The organism is Streptomyces sp. NPDC001292, assembly GCF_042896465.1.
Taxonomy (GTDB): domain Bacteria; phylum Actinomycetota; class Actinomycetes; order Streptomycetales; family Streptomycetaceae; genus Streptomyces.
Window position 1 is genome coordinate 36,175 of record NZ_JBIAXG010000054.1, and the last position, 16,354, is coordinate 52,528.

Genomic DNA, 16,354 nt, shown 5'->3' on the forward strand with positions numbered 1-16,354 from the left:
GAGGCGACGCGAATGGCGCACAGAATCAAGGTCCTGCTCACCAAGCCCACCCATGACGCGCACGATCGAGGAGCCCGCTACCTCGCGCGCAAGTTCCGCGACGCCGGGTTCGAGGTGGTGTTCACCAACTTCCTTGTCGCCGAGGAGATCATCGCGACCGCGTTGCAGGAGGACGTGGACGTGATCGGCGTGTCCAGCTCCGCCGGCGGACACATGCCGGTCTTCGAAGAGCTGATGTCCGGACTGGCCGCCGCTTCGGTCGATGATGTGCTGGTCATCGGGGGTGGCATCATCCCCGACGTCGACGCCCGAGTGCTCGCCGGACTGGGGGTACCCGCAGTGTTCGGTCCGGGAGCGTCGGCCGAGTCGGCGGTTGAGTTCATCAAGGAGCACGTTCGGCAACGCAGCGCGGTGTGAGCCGGTCCGGCCCGGCGGAGAGGATTCCCCTGTGAAGAGAGTGGCGATCCTGGGCGGCGGTGGCCTCATGGGCCATGGCATGGCACTGGCCTGTCTGCGCAGTCCGGGAACCGAGGTTGTGCTGCTGTCCCGACGTCAGGAGTCGCTGGACCACGGTGCCCGGCTGGTGCGCAGCGGCCCGTTCGGCATCGAGCGCGGCGTGGAGCGCGGCAAGTTCACCCCCGAGCAGGCCGACGACATGCTGTCCCGGCTGCGGCTCACCCTGGACTACGAAGAGGGCCTGGCCGACGTGGATCTGGTCTTCGAAACCGTCCCCGAGGTCCTGGCCGCCAAGCAGAAGGTGCTCGCCCAAGCCGAGCAGGCGGCCCCGCCTGCCGCTGTCTTCGCCAGCGGCACCTCATCGATCATGATCTCCGAACTGGCCGGCACGCTGAACGATCCCGGCCGACTGGTCGGCACGCACTGGTTCTACCCCGCCAATGTGATGCCGCTGATCGAGCTGGCCCGCGGCGAGCTCAGCCGCGACGATGCCGTCCGACGAGTAACCAGGTTCCTGCGCACGATCGGCAAGAAGCCGGTAGTGGTCGGCGACGCGCCGGGCTTCTTCATGACCCGGTTCATCAACCTCTACATCGCCGAAGCCATCCGGCTCGTGGAGCTCGGGGTGGCGGGTCCCGCTGAGATCGACGAGATGGTGAAGACCGGTCTCGGCTGGCCGATGGGGGTCTTCGAGCTCTTGGACGACACGGCCAGCTTCGACTCCTGGTACCACGCCCAGGAGTATCTGCACGAGACGTGCGGGGACCGGTACGCCGTGCCGCCACTGGCCCGGAAGGTGTTCCGGGCCGGATACCGGGGTGCACCGGCACTCAAACCCGGCAGCCGCGGCGGCTGGTACGAGTTCCTCGGCGTGCGCCGACCGGGCGGGGAGAGCTGACGGTGTGCGGCGTCAGCCCGGCCCGCGGCCGGGGAGGCCGATGGCAGGGGCGGTTCGGTGCCGAGTGGCTCGGCGCGGATCTGGTGCTGCTGCGGGCCGACAGCAGCAGGTGGCCTTCCCCGGGGAACGTCCTGGTGGTACTTGACCGCGACGGCGCAGCGCTGGTCGACTGCGGATTCGGCACCGCGAACGGCATGGAGGCGCTGGAAGCCGGCCTACGGTCGGTCGGGCGGAGCCTGGCGGCGGTCCACACCGTGCTGTGCACCCACCCGCACACCGACCATGCCGGAGCCGCGGCGAGCCTGGCCGCTGGACGTCGCGTACTGGTTCCGGCCGGTGCCCGCGCGATCCTTGACGACCCCACGCTGGTGGCCGAGGCGATCCTGCCCCCGGTGGTGCGGGAGTTCGCCCCTTGGCTCGCCGATCTCGATATCGACAGGCACTTTCAGGACGAGTGCGGCGCGGTCGCGCTGCCACCGGACCACGCCGTGGAGGAGGTGCAGCCCGGAGCGATGATCCGCTTGGGTGGATACGCATGGACCGCAGTGCCGACGCCCGGGCACGACGCGCACCTGATGTGCTACTGGGAGCAGCGCACCGGGATGCTCGTCTACTCGGACCTACTGGTCACCCGGGGTACCGCGATCCCCTGGTACGCACCAGGGGGCGGGGGCACGGGCGCTTACCGGGAGAGCCTGCGGCGGGTCGCGGCGCTGGAGCCCCGGCTCGGCATCTCCGGACACGGTGGGCTCCTGGCGGGACCCACTGCGGTGGCGACCAGTATCGAGGCCACCGAGCGGCAGATCACCGCGCGCACCGAACGGATCGCGGCTGCCCTCGCCCGCGGGCCGGCGACCTTCGCGGAACTGGAGCGATGCGTGTACCCACCGGTGGTGCACGACGTCATCCCATGGGCGTCCAGCGTGACTGCGGTACATGTGACAGAGGCACTGGAGTCTGGGATTGCCAAGCCGGGCGACGGAGTCTTCGTGGCAACAGGAGGGCTTGGATGACCGAGGACGACGACTTGGTGAGCCGGATACTCGCCCGTGACCAGCGAGCCGGCGCCCGAATGATCACACTGGTCGAAAACGACGACCCAGGAGCGGCATTCCGGTTGGCAGAGCTGTTCCCGCACACCGGCCGAGCCGCCGTCATCGGTGTCACCGGCCCGCCCGGCGCCGGCAAGTCCACGCTGGTGGACGGCATGGTGCGGGCCTGGCGCGCCCGTGGCCGAACGGTGGGCGTGCTGGCGGTCGACCCGTCCAGTCCTTTCACCGGAGGCGCGATACTCGGCGACCGGATTCGGATGGCGTCGCTGACCGGCGATCCCGGCGTCTACGTCCGGTCGATGGCGAGCCGGGCCCACCTCGGCGGGCTCGCCGAGGCCACGCCTGCTGCCGTCCGGGTGCTGGACGCCATGGGTATGGACGTCATCGTGGTGGAGACCGTCGGGGTGGGCCAGAGCGAGATCGCCATCGCCGGCACCGCCGACTGCACCGTGCTCGTCACCATGCCCGGGGCTGGTGACGGGATCCAGGCGATGAAGGCAGGCGTTTTGGAGATCGGTGATGTCTTCGTGGTGAACAAGGCCGATCGAGAGGGAGCGCTGCGCACCCGGCGCGAACTGAAAGCCATGCTCCGCATGCAGGAGCGGACTCCCCGCCCCGTCGTCCTGCTCACCAAAGCCGACGTGGGCGATGGTGTGGAGGAGGTGGTCCGGCAAGTCGAGGACTTCATCGTCGCCCGGCGCGGCAGCGGACGGTTGGAGAAGCGCAGGCTGCGGCACCTGGAGCGAGAGGCGCTTGAGTTGATCGGTGCGCAGGCGCGGCGGCGCACACTGGCCGCACTCGACCAAGCGACGATCACCGAGCTCTCCGAAGCGCTGCGGGAGCGTCGCCAGGATCCGGCCACGGTCGCAGCGCGGGCACTGGCCGCGCTGCAACTGGCGTACACCGATTCCTGAATTCGTACTGCGACCGCGACAACTCCAGGTAGGCGTCACGGAGAGTGGCTCAGCCCCGCCGCTCGGCCGGGGTGTCCAGCCGAGCGTCTGGGCTTGGTCAGCCGTGGAGTTCGACGGCGGTGGCGTGTACGCCGTTCCGGCATCGACGAGCGAGCTGCGAACCGCCGTGATCAGCGCGCCATGGACGGCGCTGCTCCGACCACGTGCACGGTCCCCGCATACCGCTGGGCGAAGCCCGTGCCGTCGTCGGTCGTGACGGTCACGTCATATCGTCCACCGTCCGTGAGCCAGGGCAGGACGGCCTTCTCGCCCGGCCCGACCAGCTGGGTGCGCGCCGCGCCGCCGAATTCGTTCGGAGTGACCGTGAAGGACACGGCCGTCCCGCCGTCGTTGGCCAGCAGCAACTCGACCGACGAGGTCTCCGGCTCGCTGCCCCGTAGGACCGCTGTCACCCGGGGGACGGCGATGTCGTCCTGATCGACTGTCGCCACCGTCCCGGCGAAGCGGCAGACGAAACCGTCGGCACCGTGGACCGTGAAGTCATAGCGTCCGGCGGTACTCACCGTGTCCCACACAAAGGTGTCGGTGCTGTGCGGCGCGACGGTGAACGGCGTTCCCGCGAACGGCCGGTGGATATTCGGGAACACCGTGAAATGGAAGGCCTCCGGTCCCTCGTTGGCGAGCACGCAGGTGACCTTGCCGGTGGCGCGGTCCACCTCGATGTCGGCCCAGGGGCGGTACGGCAGTGGCCGGTGCGGGCGTGCGCAGCCGGTTTCCTGCGTCGGCACGATCTGTGCGCCCGGTGCCGGGAGCTGCACCGGCGGCAGTTCCATCGCGGCGTCAGCCTGCTCCACCAGTGCGCGGGTGTCCGGCAGTACGGGGATCGAGAAGTCGGGCCGGGTGAAGTCGAAGCAACTCGTGAGGTCGCCGCACACGGCGCGGCGCCACTCCGAGATGTTGGGCTCCCGCACGCCGGTGACGAGCTCGAGGAAGCGCAGGACGGAGGTGTGGTCGAAGACCTGAGAGTTGACCCAGCCGCCCCGCGACCACGGCGATATCACCCACAGCGGCACGCGGTTGCCCAGCCCGATCGGCTGCCCGTCCACGAACTCGTCGGGGGTTCCCATGGGCGGGAACGGCGGCACCACGTGGTCAAAGTAGCCGTCGTTCTCGTCGTACATGACGAGGAACACGGTGTGCCGCCACACCTCCGGGTTCGCGAACACCGACTGGAGGGCGGTGTTGACCCAGTGCGCGCCGTAGGCGGGACTGGCGGTCGGATGCTCGCAGAACAGGTACGGCGAGACCAGCCAGGACACCGTCGGCAGGGTGCCGTCCTTGCAGTGCGCGTCGAAGGCCGACAGGTCCCACTTCGTCATCGCGTCGATGTAGCGGGGGTCGTCCTTGTCGAAGTGGTGGAACTGGCCGAAGTACTCGAGGGCGTTGTCCTCATAGTTGCCGTCACGCTCGTCCAGGCCGGGGGTGTGATAGACGCGCCAGCTGACGTCGGCGGCCGACAGGCGCTCCGCGTAGGTGGTCCAGTCGCAGACCGGGCTTTCGGGCAGCGGGGTGTTGTCGATCCACGGGCCAGTCGTGCCGTCGTGGCCCGGGCCGGCCGTGCCGGTCCACAGGTAGAGGCGGTTGGGGCTGGTGGGTCCGGCCATTGAGCAGAAGTACCCGTCGCACAGCGTGAATGCGTCGGCCAGCGCGTACTGGTAGGGGATGTCCTCACGGGTGAGGTAGCCCATGCTCTGGTCGCCCTTGGCGGACGTCCAGCGGTTCATCGCGCCGTTGTTGATGGCCTCGTGACCGCTCTCCCAGTCGTGCGGCAGGCCGTCCGCGTTCTGCGCGTTGAATGCGGTGGAGTCCATCCGGTAAGGCAGCAGGAACCCGCCGTCGGGTCGGGACAGTGCGGGCTGACGGAACACGCTGTCGCCGTTCGGGAACGTCAGGGCCTGGCGATCGTCGAAGCCGCGTACGCCGTTCAACGTGCCGAAGTAGTGGTCGAAACTGCGGTTCTCCTGCATCAGGATCACGACGTGGCGGATGTCGTCCACGGTGTCACTTCCTTTCCGCTGACGTGATGAGGGAGCCGAGCAGGGCCAGGTCGGCCCGCTCCAGGGAGTCGAGGACTGTCCGGTTGGCCGCGGGCCGGATCGGTACGGTGGAGGGCACGGCGAGCACCGCGCACCCGGCAGCCTCGGCCGAGGCGACACCCGTGGGCGTGTCCTCGACGACCACGCACGCGTGCGGATCGACGCCCAGAGCGGCGGCTGCGGCCAGGTACGGGTCAGGCGCCGGCTTGGTGCGGACGGTGTCCTCGACTGCGAAAGTCAGCGTGAACCGGTCCTCCCCCAGAGCCGTTCGCACGAGGTCGACGACATGGCGCGGCGAGGCGGAGACGATCGCTGCGGGCACGCCGGCCGTGGCCAACTCGTCCAGCAGGCGCAGTACGCCCGGACGCGGGACGAGATCGCGGGCGACCCGGGCGGCGAACTCGGCATCCAGCTCGGTGGCGAGCGCGCCGGGGTCGCAGGCCGCCGGAGCACCAGTGCGGTGCAGGTGAGCAGCAGTGTAGGCAGCTGGGCGACCCAGTACATGAGGAGTGTCCGCGTCGGTCAGTGGCCGCCCGATCCGGTTGGCGACCTGTTCCACCGCAGCCCTCCACAGCCGCTCGGTGTCGACGAGCGTGCCATCCATGTCGAACAGGACGGCAGCGGGAATGACGGGCGCGGTGATGCGGTGCTCCAAGGTGCTTTTCTCCATCAGAGGGTCAAGAGCGGAAGCAGAAGGCGTTCCGCGTCCGACAAGGGGGTCGTCAGCCCGGTCGATGACCACTGACGGCGTCTTCTGGTGGGGCATCGGTCTCGGCCGTCAGCTCCCCCCGCCGTCGCTTGCGCGGCGGCGGTCCACCAGCACGGGCCGTTCCGGCAGCGTCAGCGTCACCGCCGCACCGACCGGAAGCGTGGTCATGGCGTGTGTGGGCACGTCGGCCGACACCTCGGCGCCGTTGGCCAGCCGTACGGTCAACCGCGAGGTCGCGCCCAGGAACGCCGCGCCCATGATCCGCGACGTACCGTTCTTGTCCGCCGTGACCTCGACTGCCTCCGGCCGTACCAGTACGTCCACTTCACCGGTGCCACCGACGGCTTCGGTGCCCAGCAGCCTCCCGTTGACCGGCAGCCTGCGGCCGAGCACGTGCACGGTCCCGTCGTCCGCCCCGGTCCGGGCGGGGATCCGGCTCATCACCCCCACGAACTCGGCAACGAACGCGGTCGCGGGGCGTTCGTACAGCTCCGCCGGAGGCGCGCACTGCTCCAGTCGCCCGGCACGCATCACTGCGACCCGGTCGGCCATGGAGAGGGCTTCCTCCTGGTCGTGTGTCACGAAAAGGGTTGTGATGCCCAGCTTCTGCTGGAGGCGGCGGATCTCCTCGCGCAGCGTCAGCCGTACCTGTGCGTCGAGTGCCGACAGCGGCTCGTCGAGCAGTAGCACACGTGGCTGCAGTGCCAGAGCCCGCGCCAGCGCGATCCGCTGCTGCTGGCCTCCGGACAGTTGATGCGGATAGCGGCCGGCGTGCTGCGACAGTCCGACCAGCTCGAGGAGTTCGGCGGCGCGAGCCCGCCGCTCGGCTTTGCGGATGCCGCTCATCCGCAGCCCGAAGGCGATGTTGTCGAGGGCGGTCAGATGCGGAAAGAGGCTGTAGGACTGGAACACCATGCCCGCGTCGCGTCGGTGCGCGGGAACGCCCGTGATGTCTTCGCCGTCCACGAGGACCTCGCCCGAGTCGGGCCGCTCGAATCCGGCGAGGGTCCGCAGTGCGGTGGTCTTGCCGCATCCGGATGGGCCGAGCAGCGCCACGAGTTCACCCGGCTCGACCGTCAGGTCCAGGCCGTCCAGCGCGGTCGTGGCGCCGAAGGTGCGGCGCAGCCCGCGGAACTCGACGGTGGCACCGGTCCGTGTCGGGCTGATGGTTTTGGGATCGCTTACCAGGTCGGTCATGAGGTCTCCTTGGGATGGCGAGCGCGTCCGGCGGTGGCGACGATCAACAGCAGCGTCCAGGTGACGAGCAGGCCCATCACCGACACGGCCACCGACATCTGCGCCTGCGAGCCGCTGATGGCGAGGATCCACACGGCGAACGGCTGGTAGCCGAGGATGGCGGCGACGGTGTACTCACCGAGCACCAGCGCCAGGGTCAGGAACGCCGTGTTGAGCAGCGCCCCGCGCAGGTTGGGCAGCACCACCTGCAGGAGGGTGCGCGGCCATGGCGCCCTGCAGGCCCGGGCGGCCTCGACAAGCATCCGCAGGTCGATGGCTGCGATCCCGGCGTCGAGTGTGCGGTACGCCAGCGGCAGCGCCATCAGGGTGTAGGCGAGCACCAGGACGAAGGGGAAGTTCTGATCCTGGATGGCTACCAGGGCCTGGAAGACCGGGGTGCCGGCGAAGTGGTCCGGTCCCCAGCGCAGCACCGCGCTGATTCCGGCGACAAGGGCAACAGCAGGTACGACCAACGGCAGCATGCACACGATCTCGACGAGTGTGCGCAGGCGCGGTGCGGCCAGCCGTACGGTGACCAGGGCAGGCACGAGCAGCCCCAGCAGGAGCACGATCGTGGCGGCGGCCAGTTTCAGAGTCAGCGTCAGACTGTCGGTGAAGCCGCTGGCGCCCAAGATGCCGGTGTAGGCCCCGAAGTCGATGTTCTGACCCGGGGCGCCGGAGCCGATGCTGAAGGCGACGGCGCAGGCGAGCGGAACAAGGAAGTACGCACCGGTGAGCAGCAATATGAAGGCGCGCCCATACCGGAGTTTACTCAGGCAAGCCATCGCGCGCTCCTCCGCTGCAGCGGCAGCTGAACGGCCATGACGAGGCCCGCCACCAGCACCATGTCGACTCCGAGCGCGAGGGCGACATTGCCCTGGCCGACCAGGACGTTGCCGGACAGCGCGTCGGCGATCTGCATGGTGACCAGCGGGACCGAACTGCCGACCATTGCGGCGGCAGTCGCATAAGCGCTGAACGCACTGCCGAACAGCAATACGTAGCCGCCGAGGAGCGATGGCGTGAGGATGGGCAGCGCGACATGCGTCCAGTACTGGAAGGTGTTCGCACCGTTGTTGCGGGCGGCCTCGTACCACTGCCGCCGCAGCCCCTCCAGAGCTGGGGTGAGCGTGAGCACCATGAGCGGAATCAGGAAGTAGAGGTAGACCAAGGTCAGGCCCCAGAAGCCGTACAGGCTCCAGCCCTGGCTGAGCAGGTGGAAGCGGCGCGTCAGCACGCCGGCGTTGCCGAGCGTCGCCACGAAGGCGAACGCGAGCGGCACACCGCCGAAGTTCGCCAGCACGCCCGACGCTGCCAGCACCGCCTTGCGCAGGGCGCGGAATCGCGAGGTCACGATCACGTGGGCGATCGGCAGGCCGACGACGGTGGCGATCAACGCGGAGACGGCGGAGAGCTTGACGCTGCCGATCAGCGCGGTCAGGTAGGCGCCGTGCAGCGAGGCGCTTATGTTCGCGCCGGTGAGGTGGACCCCGCCCGGCGCGGTCTCGGGCGTGGTGAACGCGCCGAACAGCATCGTCCCGAAAGCCAGGCCGAACACCACGACAGCGAATACGAGCAGCGGAACGACACCGAGCCAACCCGTTAGGCGCGGAGGGCGTCGCCGCTGGGCGGCCCCGAGGCCGGCACTGCGGCCGGTGAAACGGGTCCGGCTGTCGCCGTCGGCCGCCGTATGGATGGCACTCATCCGGCGACCGCCTGGGCCCAGCCCTGGGCGACGTCCTGCTTGGCCTTGCTGATCTGGCCCTCGGTCGGGAAGGTGCCCACACCGTTGTTGGGTACTCGCGGGAGTTTGGCGGCAGAGGCCGTGTCGAGTGTCCCAGCCTGCTTCATCGAGGGCATCAGCACCGGGCGGGAGTAGCCCTTGAGCCACAGGTTCTGACCCTCGGGGCTGTACAGGAACTCCTGCCACAGGCGGGCCGCGGCCGGGTGCGGTGCCCACTTCACGATCGCCTGCGAGTAGTAATTGGCGTACACGCCGTCCACCGGGATGCTGACCTTCCAGTTGACGCCCTTGCTGCGGAGCTGGTCCGCGTAGCCGGCGTTGAGGTAGTCCCAGGTGATGCTGATCGGCGTCTCGCCCTTCTGAATGGTCGCAGGGCTCGACTCGACAGGGTTGAAGTTGCCGGAGTTCTTCAGGCGGGCGAAGTAGTCCAGGCCGGGCTTGACGTTGTCGTAGGAGCCCTTGTTGGCTAGTGCCGAGGCGTACACGGCGCCGAAGGCCGAGGCGGACTTCGTCGGGTTTCCGGTCAGCGCGACCTGGCCCTTGTACTGGGGTTCGAGCAGCTCGGCGAAGGTCTTCGGACATTTCTTGACGCGGGCCGCGTCACAACCGATGGAGACGTAGCCGCCAAAGTCGTTGTACCAGCGGGCCTGGGGGTCTTTCTGCGTCTTCGGGATCTGGTCGAACGCGCTGACCTGGTACGGGGCCAGGAGGTTCTGCTCGGCCGCGCTGATGGCGAAGGCGCTGCCCACGTCGATGACGTCCGGAGACCGGTCCTGGCCCTTGCGGGAGGTGACCGCGCTGATCTCGTCCTGGCTGGAACCGTCGGGGTTCTCGACCTCGACCTTGATCCCGTACTTCTTCTCGAAGGTGTCGATGATCTCGCCGTAGTTCGCCCAGTCGCGAGGAAGGGCGATGGCGTTCAACTTGCCCTCCTTCTTCGCGGCTGCGACAAGGGCGTCCATGCCGCCGAAGTCTTCTGCCGAGGTCGCGGTCGCGGCCTTGCCGCTGCCATCAACCCCGGCGCTGCTGGACGAGCTGCAGGCACTGAGCCCAACAACTGCCATGACCGCGGAGCAGGCGAGGCTCACCGTGCGAACGTGCAGTTTCACAAGGTTCTCCAGGTGGGGTGAAGTTGGCTGTACAACTTGGGCCATTACCGCGAAGGGTGGTGTCCAGAAGGTGAACACCAACACGCGAAGAGGCGAGCTTCACGGGAAGAGGCCGTACGTCGACCGGGCGGTTGGAACCCGGCTGGTAGACAGCTGCGACCAGCGGATAAGGTCATCCGAAGCAGCGGGAGGTGGTTGATGGCGAAGGAGAGCGGCATGGCAGGCACAGGCGGCCGCGCAGCCGGGGCCCGGTATCGGCAGTTGGCAGCCGACTTGCGCGAGGCCATAGCCTCGGGGGCCTACGGGTCCGGCGGGCGTCTGCCCAGTGAGGAGGAACTCGCCCAGCAGCACGGCGTGTCCCGCGGCACCGTTCGCCAGGCGCTGGCCGTACTGCGCGCCAACGGCCTGGTCACGTCCCGACGTGGCACGCGGCGCGTCGTACTCGGCACCGCACGCACACAGAGCTTCTTCGAGTTGCTGAGTTTCACCCGCTGGGCACGATCGATCGGAGAGGAACCGGGCGGCCGCACGATCGATGTCGAATGCCGTCCCGCCGACCCGTCGGAGTGTGAACAACTCGCTCTCGAACCCGGGTCGCACATATACCGGGTGCTACGGCTGCGGACGCTGTCGCGTGTGCCGATCATGATCGAACGCACCATCTACCCCGAGCACGTCGGCGCCATGATCGCCGGCCTCGAACCCGATGCCATCTCGCACACCGAGCCACTGGCGGACCTCGGAGTGGCGTTCGCCGACGCCGAACACACCATTGACCTCGTCCACGCTGACGCGGAGGACGCACGCCTGCTCGGCTGTGCGGCCGGCGGCCCGCTGATACGGGAGCGGCGGCGCGTGACGGATCCGGCGGGCACGCCATTGGCGTGGTCCGAGGACCGCTTTCTGCCGGGCACGGTGACATTCACGGTGCACAACTCGGTGGCGACGACCTCGCTTTCGCGCCGCCGTGGCTGACTACCGATCTGGAGGGTCGATGAGCCACGACGACACGCTGTTCACCGGAGCGCGGGAGATGCCCGAACTCCGGCTCAACCTGCGCGCGCTGGAACACAATGTCCGGCTCATGGCGGACTGGTGTCGCGATCAGGGCGTCGAGCTGTGCCCACACATCAAAACCACCATGACGCGCCCCGTTGTCGAGCGGCAGTTGGCCGCCGGGGCGTGGGGCGTCACGGTCGCGACCGTGCGGCAGGGCGGCACAGCACTGGGCTGGGGAGCACGGCGCATCCTCATCGCCAACCAGGTGATCCACCGCCCCGACCTCGCCCTCATGCGGCGATGGCTCGAGGAAACACCTGAACTCGAGCTCTATTGCTTCGTGGACTCGATGGCAGGGCTGAGCCTCGCGCGGTCGGCCATGGAGGGGGTGCACAGTCCCCTGCGAGTTCTTGTCGACGTCGGTGCGGAAGGAGGCCGGACGGGCGTACGGGAGGCCGCCACGGCGCAGGAACTCGCCATGGCCGCCCAGGAATCCCAAGGAATCCTCCTGGCCGGTGTCGCGGGCTATGAGGGCTTCCGGCCCAACCGCCGGGATGCCACCACGATTGCGGAGGTCGACGCCCACTGCCGGAAGGCGGTCGATCTTTTCCGCAGCCTGACACCGCTGTTCCAAACCGCGCAGCCCATATTGAGCATGGGCGGCTCCGCCTTCCCCGACCGGGTCGTCCACGCCTTTTCGGAACTTGCCGAGCGGCCTGGGCCGGTGCCGATGGTGCCGGTCCTGCGGGCGGGCTGCTACGTCACCCACGACCACGGCACATACGAGCATGTCTCGCCACTGCCGGGGCTGAGGGCAGCACTGACCGTACGGGCGGTCGTGCTCTCCGCGCCGGAACCGGGACGGATCGTCGTCGGCGCCGGGAAACGTGAACTGCCCTACGACGCCGGGCTGCCGATCCTGATCGGCTCCCGCGACGCACAGGGAGCGCCGCAGCCGGCCGCGCAGGCCACCGCGGACCACATCTACGATCACCACCTGGTCCTCATGGGCGCCCATGGTCTCAAGGTGGGCGACGAGGTCGACCTCGGAATCTCCCACCCGTGCTCCGCCTTCGACCGGTGGCCCGACATCACCGTGGTCGACGACGAGGGCCACACCCAGGATGTGTGGCACCCCCAGTTCCGTTAGCGGAGCCGGGGACCGGCAGGTGGCATGGCGTGGTCAACACCATCAACCGCGCCGGCTCGAGCAACATGAACCCGCGTCCAGCGCAGGGGTGAAGGCGGCCTGGACGCGTCGGCCACCGGTCCCGGTGGGCGGGGACGCGATCAGGTCAAGCTCGCCGCACGGACGGCGATGGCCGCGATGTCGTCGTCGAGACGGCCGCGGCTGTAGTGGACCAGGTCCATGTGCAACTGTTCGAGCAGCCGGATCGGGGAGTCCGCGTCCCACTGGACCGCGTGCTGCACCAGCGGGAAGAATGCGCCGGTGTGGTCGCGGGTCTCGGTGACGCCGTCGGTGTAGAGCAGCAGCTGGTCCTCGGCGGCGAAGGGGACGGTGTCGATGCGGTAGTCCTCCCCGAGCAGTGCACCCATGTTGATGGGCGGTGAGGGCGCCGTGGGGGTGACCTCGCGGACCGCTCCCGCGCGGAAGAGCAGTGGGGGAGGGTGCCCGCAGTTGACGATCTCCACGGTTGATCCGTCATCGGGGATCTCGGCGAGCAGGGCCGTGGCGAAGTACTCCGTATGGTCGCCGGGCAGTAGCGCAGTGTAGCGGCTCATGCTCACGTCCAGTCGGCGTGCCAGCCGCGCCAGGTCCGGCTCGTCGTACGCGGCTTCCCGGAAGCAGCCGACGATCGCTGAAGCCGTGCCGACCGCCGGGAGGCCCTTGCCGCGTACGTCTCCGATGATCAGGCGGAGGCCGTGGGCTGTCTCCAGTGCTTCGTAGAAGTCGCCGCCGACCCGGGCCTGGGCCGCGGCGGCCAGGTACAGGGCTTCGATGTCCAACCGGCCGAGACGGTGCGGCATGGGGCGCAGCAGAACTTTCTGGGTCATTTCGGCGACGGCTCGGACGTCGGCGAGGGTTTGCTCCCGTTGCTGGCGCTCATGGCTGAGGTAGGCAGCCGCGGCGGTGGCGCCGGCGATCACCGCGAGGGTGAACGGATGTGTGTGCGGGATATCGCCCACATGGCCGCTGGCCACTGCGATCGCTACATCGATGGCCGCGGCGAGCACCCCTATGGCCACAGTTCCGACTACCGGCCACACCGAGGCGGCGAGAACGGGGGTGAGTGAGAGAAAGCGGCTGAAGTAGAGATGGCTCGGAGTCACAAAGGACAGGGCGGCGATGATGGCGGTCAGCGCCAGGGGTGCCAGGAACGCCAGTCTCTCCCGGAGGCTGCCCGCACGACGCCAGAATCGACCCAAATTGTTCACATGAACAGCGTATGTGAGCGATTGCGTCAGACCGGCCAGGCGCAACGCCCCAGCACCACGAACCTACCGCCGCTCCGGCCCGGGACACTCCTCAACCGTAGGGAGTTGGGCTGCCGCCTGGTTGCCCGGCCTCATCGTCCTGGCGGTCCTCGGCCTGGTCAACCTCACCGCGGTGCGCGGCCCTCCAACGCCTGCGGCGCCCGAGGACCGGCTGACCGCTGCGCGATGCCGAGCTGCGCGCCGAGGCCCAGGCGAACCTGGAACTGGAGTGAAGCCCGGAGCAGATAGCCGCGTATTTGCGCCATGCTTGGCGCCCTACCTGCGTGAGGGTGTCTTCCTCGCCCACCCGGCCAGCCCCTGGCAGCGCGGGACGAACGAAAACACCAACGGGCTGCTGCGGCAATACTTCCCCAAGCGCACCGACCTGTCCCTCCACACCCGGCGACCCTCGGGCCGTGGAAGACCGACTCAACCGGCCCCGGAAAGCCTTGGGTTGGCAGACCCCCACCCCGGTCTTCACCGCCGCTCTGACATGCCGTGCACGAGCACGACGAAGTCGTCGGCGTAACGTACCAGCCGGTAGTTCGGCAGCCCCTTGCGCCGCCGGTTCTGCCGACATGCTCCAGGGCTCATCTCGGTGTCCCAGGAACTGTACTTCGACACACTCCCGCCGGCCGCGGACCAAGAGAAGACTGATGCGCTCTTCCAGAGCGCTGGCCCAGCCCTAGCCATAGGCTAGCTAAGATAAGCGCATGTCAGACCCACCGGCGCGCCCGCGCATCATGAAAGGTGCCGGGGGCCGGATGCTGGCCGCGGTCGAGCTCGACCGCGGTAGCGCCCTGCCGCTGCACCTGCAGCTGTATCGGCAGCTGCGGGGACTCATCCTCGACGGCACCCTGCCGCCGGAAACCCGATTGCCCTCCACGCGGACGCTCGTCGCCGAGCTCGGGGTCTCGCGGCTGACCGTGGTCAACGCGTTCGAGCAGCTCACGGCCGAGGGGTTCCTGCGTGCACGCCAGGGGGACGGCACGTATGTGGACGCACTGTGGACGGCCACGATGGCACCGGCGCCTGTTGCGCGCCCGCAGCTGTCCGAGCGCGGCGCGGCGACGTCGGCACGCGGTGCCAGCCTGTTCAGCGAGGCGCCGCACTCGTGGGATCCGAAAGACACCGAGTCGTTCGTCCCCAGCCAGGTCGCGGCATCCGCGTTCCCTGCCGGCGTGTGGCGGCGGCTGCTGGCGCGGCACGCAACGCGCACCGACGCAGCCGCCGTCGGGTACGGCGACCCGTACGGGTACGAGCCACTGCGCCAGGCGATCGCCGACTACCTCAACGACGTGCGGGGCCTCAGCTGCGGCGCCGAGCAGGTCGTGGTGACCTCCGGTGCCCAACAGGCCTTCAATGTCCTCGCGGTGCTTCTGCTAGACCCCGCCGACACAGTGCTCGTCGAAGACCCCGGCCACATCTCCGGAAGGCTCGCGTTCCAATCGCAGGGATGCCGCGTCCAGGGCGTGCCGGTCGACGACGCGGGCGCGGTGGCGGCAGGGGGCGACCCATCGGCACGCCTCGCCTACCTCACGCCGTCCCGGCAGCATCCCCTGGGCACGGTCATGAGTCCGGCGCGGCGCGGGGAGTGGATCGCGTGGGCGCAGGCGCACGGGAGTTGGATCGTCGAGGACGACTGCGACAGCGAGCTTCGCTATCACGGCAAGCTGCTGCCCCCGCTGTTCGGACTCGACCAAGCGCGACACGTCATCTACGTCGGCACATTCAGCAAAGTGCTGGCGCCGTCGCTGCGACTGGGCTACGCCGTGCTGCCCCACGACCTCGTCGAGCCGTTCACGTCGGCCTGCTCGGTGATCGGTACACCCCCGCGACCGTGATGCAGGCGGCGCTCGCCGACTTCCTCGCCGAAGGGCACCTGCACACCCACCTCCGGCGCACGCGCCGACTGTACGCCGCCCGCCAGGACGCCCTGCTCGAACAGCTCGACGCGCAGCTTGCGCACCGGCTGACGGCGAGGCCGGTCGCCGCCGGGCTCCACGTGATGGGGTGGCTCGAGGCATCCGTCAACGACATCGACTGCGCACGTGGCCTCGCCCGGCAGGGCGTCTTCACGTATCCCCTGGGGGAGTATCGCGTGCAGCGCCGGCTGCCGCCCGCACTGCTGATCGGGTTCGCCGGCACCGCAGCCGAGCACATGGCGCGTGCCGTAGCGCGGATGGCAGAGGCGTTCGAACAGCTCGAACCCGGCGGAGCTGTTGAGGCGTAGCCCCAGAGGTGGGCCTGCCGAATTGGTCCACAGAACTGGGCTGTCAATGGCTCTAACGCACCATCCATTGCGTTGATTAGGAAGAAGGTGTGGCGGCGACGCACGTTCGCAACCCGCTTTCTAAGGAGACAACGATGCCCCACCTCGATGCGCAGTTCCGAGCGCTCCTGAGTCCGAACCTCGCCGCAGCCGAGATCGAACAGATCCCGGACCTGACGACCGAGCGCGCGCGGGTGCTGATCGACCGGATCGACCGGGTCCGGCTCTTCGGTCACGCTTACGCACTGCTCACCAACCTCACCTACGGCGCCTACAGCCCCGACGATGTCCTCGACTTCGCCCGAGAGCACGATCTGGCCGGCGTCTGCATCCACGTCCTAGTGCAGCGCCGCATTGATCTTGCGGGGGTATGTGCCCCGCCGTCAGCGGCGACGCGGGCTGCTGACGGCGGAGGGTGATGCGTCAGTTCTTG

At 68.8% G+C, this 16,354-nt stretch carries 17 protein-coding genes and 1 pseudogene; 11 read left to right on the top strand and 7 right to left on the bottom strand.

The window, feature by feature from the left end; all coding sequences use genetic code 11:
* Nucleotides 1-12 precede the first annotated feature (12 nt).
* From ACFY4A_RS36455 to meaB, 4 genes are read left to right on the top strand one after another with little or no spacing between them, the layout of a single operon-like run.
* Nucleotides 13-417 carry a cobalamin B12-binding domain-containing protein gene (locus ACFY4A_RS36455; protein ID WP_390833605.1) on the top strand — a complete coding sequence of 135 codons (405 nt, stop codon included), beginning with the start codon at nucleotides 13-15 and terminating at the stop codon, nucleotides 415-417.
* A 31-nt stretch (nucleotides 418-448) separates the two neighbouring features.
* The gene (locus ACFY4A_RS36460) at nucleotides 449-1,354 is read left to right on the top strand and encodes a 3-hydroxyacyl-CoA dehydrogenase family protein (protein ID WP_390833606.1); all 906 of its coding nucleotides are present in this window, start codon (nucleotides 449-451) and stop codon (nucleotides 1,352-1,354) included.
* Nucleotides 1,355-1,356: 2 nt separating this feature from the next.
* Nucleotides 1,357-2,367 carry an MBL fold metallo-hydrolase gene (locus tag ACFY4A_RS36465; protein WP_390833607.1) on the top strand — a complete coding sequence of 337 codons (1,011 nt, stop codon included), beginning with the start codon at nucleotides 1,357-1,359 and terminating at the stop codon, nucleotides 2,365-2,367.
* Entirely contained in the window at nucleotides 2,364-3,320 is a 957-nt protein-coding gene (gene meaB / locus ACFY4A_RS36470) for a methylmalonyl Co-A mutase-associated GTPase MeaB (protein WP_390833608.1), read from the top strand. The genes ACFY4A_RS36465 and meaB overlap by 4 nt, the downstream gene beginning before the upstream one ends.
* 170 nt (nucleotides 3,321-3,490) lie before the next feature.
* Here the strand turns inward: meaB and ACFY4A_RS36475 are convergent, their stop codons facing one another.
* The 6 genes from ACFY4A_RS36475 to ACFY4A_RS36500 form a co-directional block, all read right to left on the bottom strand.
* Nucleotides 3,491-5,377: a phosphocholine-specific phospholipase C gene (locus tag ACFY4A_RS36475; protein ID WP_390833610.1), complete on the bottom strand. Its 1,887-nt coding sequence runs from the start codon at nucleotides 5,375-5,377 to the stop codon at nucleotides 3,491-3,493.
* A 4-nt stretch (nucleotides 5,378-5,381) separates the two neighbouring features.
* The gene (locus ACFY4A_RS36480; RefSeq protein ID WP_390833611.1) at nucleotides 5,382-6,086 is read right to left on the bottom strand and encodes an HAD family hydrolase; all 705 of its coding nucleotides are present in this window, start codon (nucleotides 6,084-6,086) and stop codon (nucleotides 5,382-5,384) included.
* 108 nt (nucleotides 6,087-6,194) lie between these two features.
* Nucleotides 6,195-7,322: an ABC transporter ATP-binding protein gene (locus tag ACFY4A_RS36485; RefSeq protein WP_390833612.1), complete on the bottom strand. Its 1,128-nt coding sequence runs from the start codon at nucleotides 7,320-7,322 to the stop codon at nucleotides 6,195-6,197.
* Nucleotides 7,319-8,146, bottom strand: coding sequence for an ABC transporter permease subunit (locus ACFY4A_RS36490; protein WP_390833613.1), 828 nt, complete (start codon nucleotides 8,144-8,146; stop codon nucleotides 7,319-7,321). The genes ACFY4A_RS36485 and ACFY4A_RS36490 overlap by 4 nt, the downstream gene beginning before the upstream one ends.
* The gene (locus ACFY4A_RS36495) at nucleotides 8,134-9,066 is read right to left on the bottom strand and encodes an ABC transporter permease (protein WP_390833614.1); all 933 of its coding nucleotides are present in this window, start codon (nucleotides 9,064-9,066) and stop codon (nucleotides 8,134-8,136) included. The genes ACFY4A_RS36490 and ACFY4A_RS36495 overlap by 13 nt, the downstream gene beginning before the upstream one ends.
* The gene (locus ACFY4A_RS36500; protein ID WP_390833615.1) at nucleotides 9,063-10,028 is read right to left on the bottom strand and encodes an ABC transporter substrate-binding protein; all 966 of its coding nucleotides are present in this window, start codon (nucleotides 10,026-10,028) and stop codon (nucleotides 9,063-9,065) included. Before ACFY4A_RS36500 ends, ACFY4A_RS36495 begins: the two co-directional genes overlap by 4 nt.
* Between ACFY4A_RS36500 and ACFY4A_RS36505 the strand changes: the two genes are divergently transcribed.
* Genes ACFY4A_RS36505 through ACFY4A_RS36515 form a run of 3 tightly spaced genes read left to right on the top strand, consistent with a single transcriptional unit; the run spans nucleotide 10,018 to nucleotide 12,363 of the window.
* Nucleotides 10,018-10,413, top strand: coding sequence for a hypothetical protein (locus tag ACFY4A_RS36505; RefSeq protein ID WP_390833616.1), 396 nt, complete (start codon nucleotides 10,018-10,020; stop codon nucleotides 10,411-10,413). The genes ACFY4A_RS36500 and ACFY4A_RS36505 overlap by 11 nt on opposite strands.
* Before the next feature lie 17 nt (nucleotides 10,414-10,430).
* On the top strand, nucleotides 10,431-11,189 hold the full coding sequence (locus ACFY4A_RS36510; RefSeq protein WP_390833617.1) for a GntR family transcriptional regulator: 759 nt from the start codon (nucleotides 10,431-10,433) through the stop codon (nucleotides 11,187-11,189).
* 19 nt (nucleotides 11,190-11,208) lie between these two features.
* Nucleotides 11,209-12,363: an alanine racemase gene (locus tag ACFY4A_RS36515; protein WP_390833618.1), complete on the top strand. Its 1,155-nt coding sequence runs from the start codon at nucleotides 11,209-11,211 to the stop codon at nucleotides 12,361-12,363.
* Nucleotides 12,364-12,503: 140 nt separating this feature from the next.
* Here the strand turns inward: ACFY4A_RS36515 and ACFY4A_RS36520 are convergent, their stop codons facing one another.
* Entirely contained in the window at nucleotides 12,504-13,610 is a 1,107-nt protein-coding gene (locus tag ACFY4A_RS36520; RefSeq protein ID WP_390833619.1) for a PP2C family protein-serine/threonine phosphatase, read from the bottom strand.
* Nucleotides 13,611-13,941: 331 nt separating this feature from the next.
* Between ACFY4A_RS36520 and ACFY4A_RS36525 the strand changes: the two are divergent.
* The 4 genes and pseudogenes from ACFY4A_RS36525 to ACFY4A_RS36540 all read left to right on the top strand — a co-directional run.
* A pseudogene (locus ACFY4A_RS36525) lies at nucleotides 13,942-14,140 on the top strand (transposase); the annotation flags it as partial.
* Between the two features lie 222 nt (nucleotides 14,141-14,362).
* Nucleotides 14,363-15,493: a PLP-dependent aminotransferase family protein gene (locus ACFY4A_RS36530; protein WP_390833620.1), complete on the top strand. Its 1,131-nt coding sequence runs from the start codon at nucleotides 14,363-14,365 to the stop codon at nucleotides 15,491-15,493.
* Entirely contained in the window at nucleotides 15,490-15,882 is a 393-nt protein-coding gene (locus tag ACFY4A_RS36535; protein WP_390833621.1) for a hypothetical protein, read from the top strand. Before ACFY4A_RS36530 ends, ACFY4A_RS36535 begins: the two co-directional genes overlap by 4 nt.
* A 134-nt stretch (nucleotides 15,883-16,016) precedes the next feature.
* Nucleotides 16,017-16,340, top strand: a complete 324-nt coding sequence (locus ACFY4A_RS36540) for a hypothetical protein (protein ID WP_390833622.1) — start codon at nucleotides 16,017-16,019, stop codon at nucleotides 16,338-16,340.
* The last annotated feature ends 14 nt before the right edge of the window (nucleotides 16,341-16,354 follow it).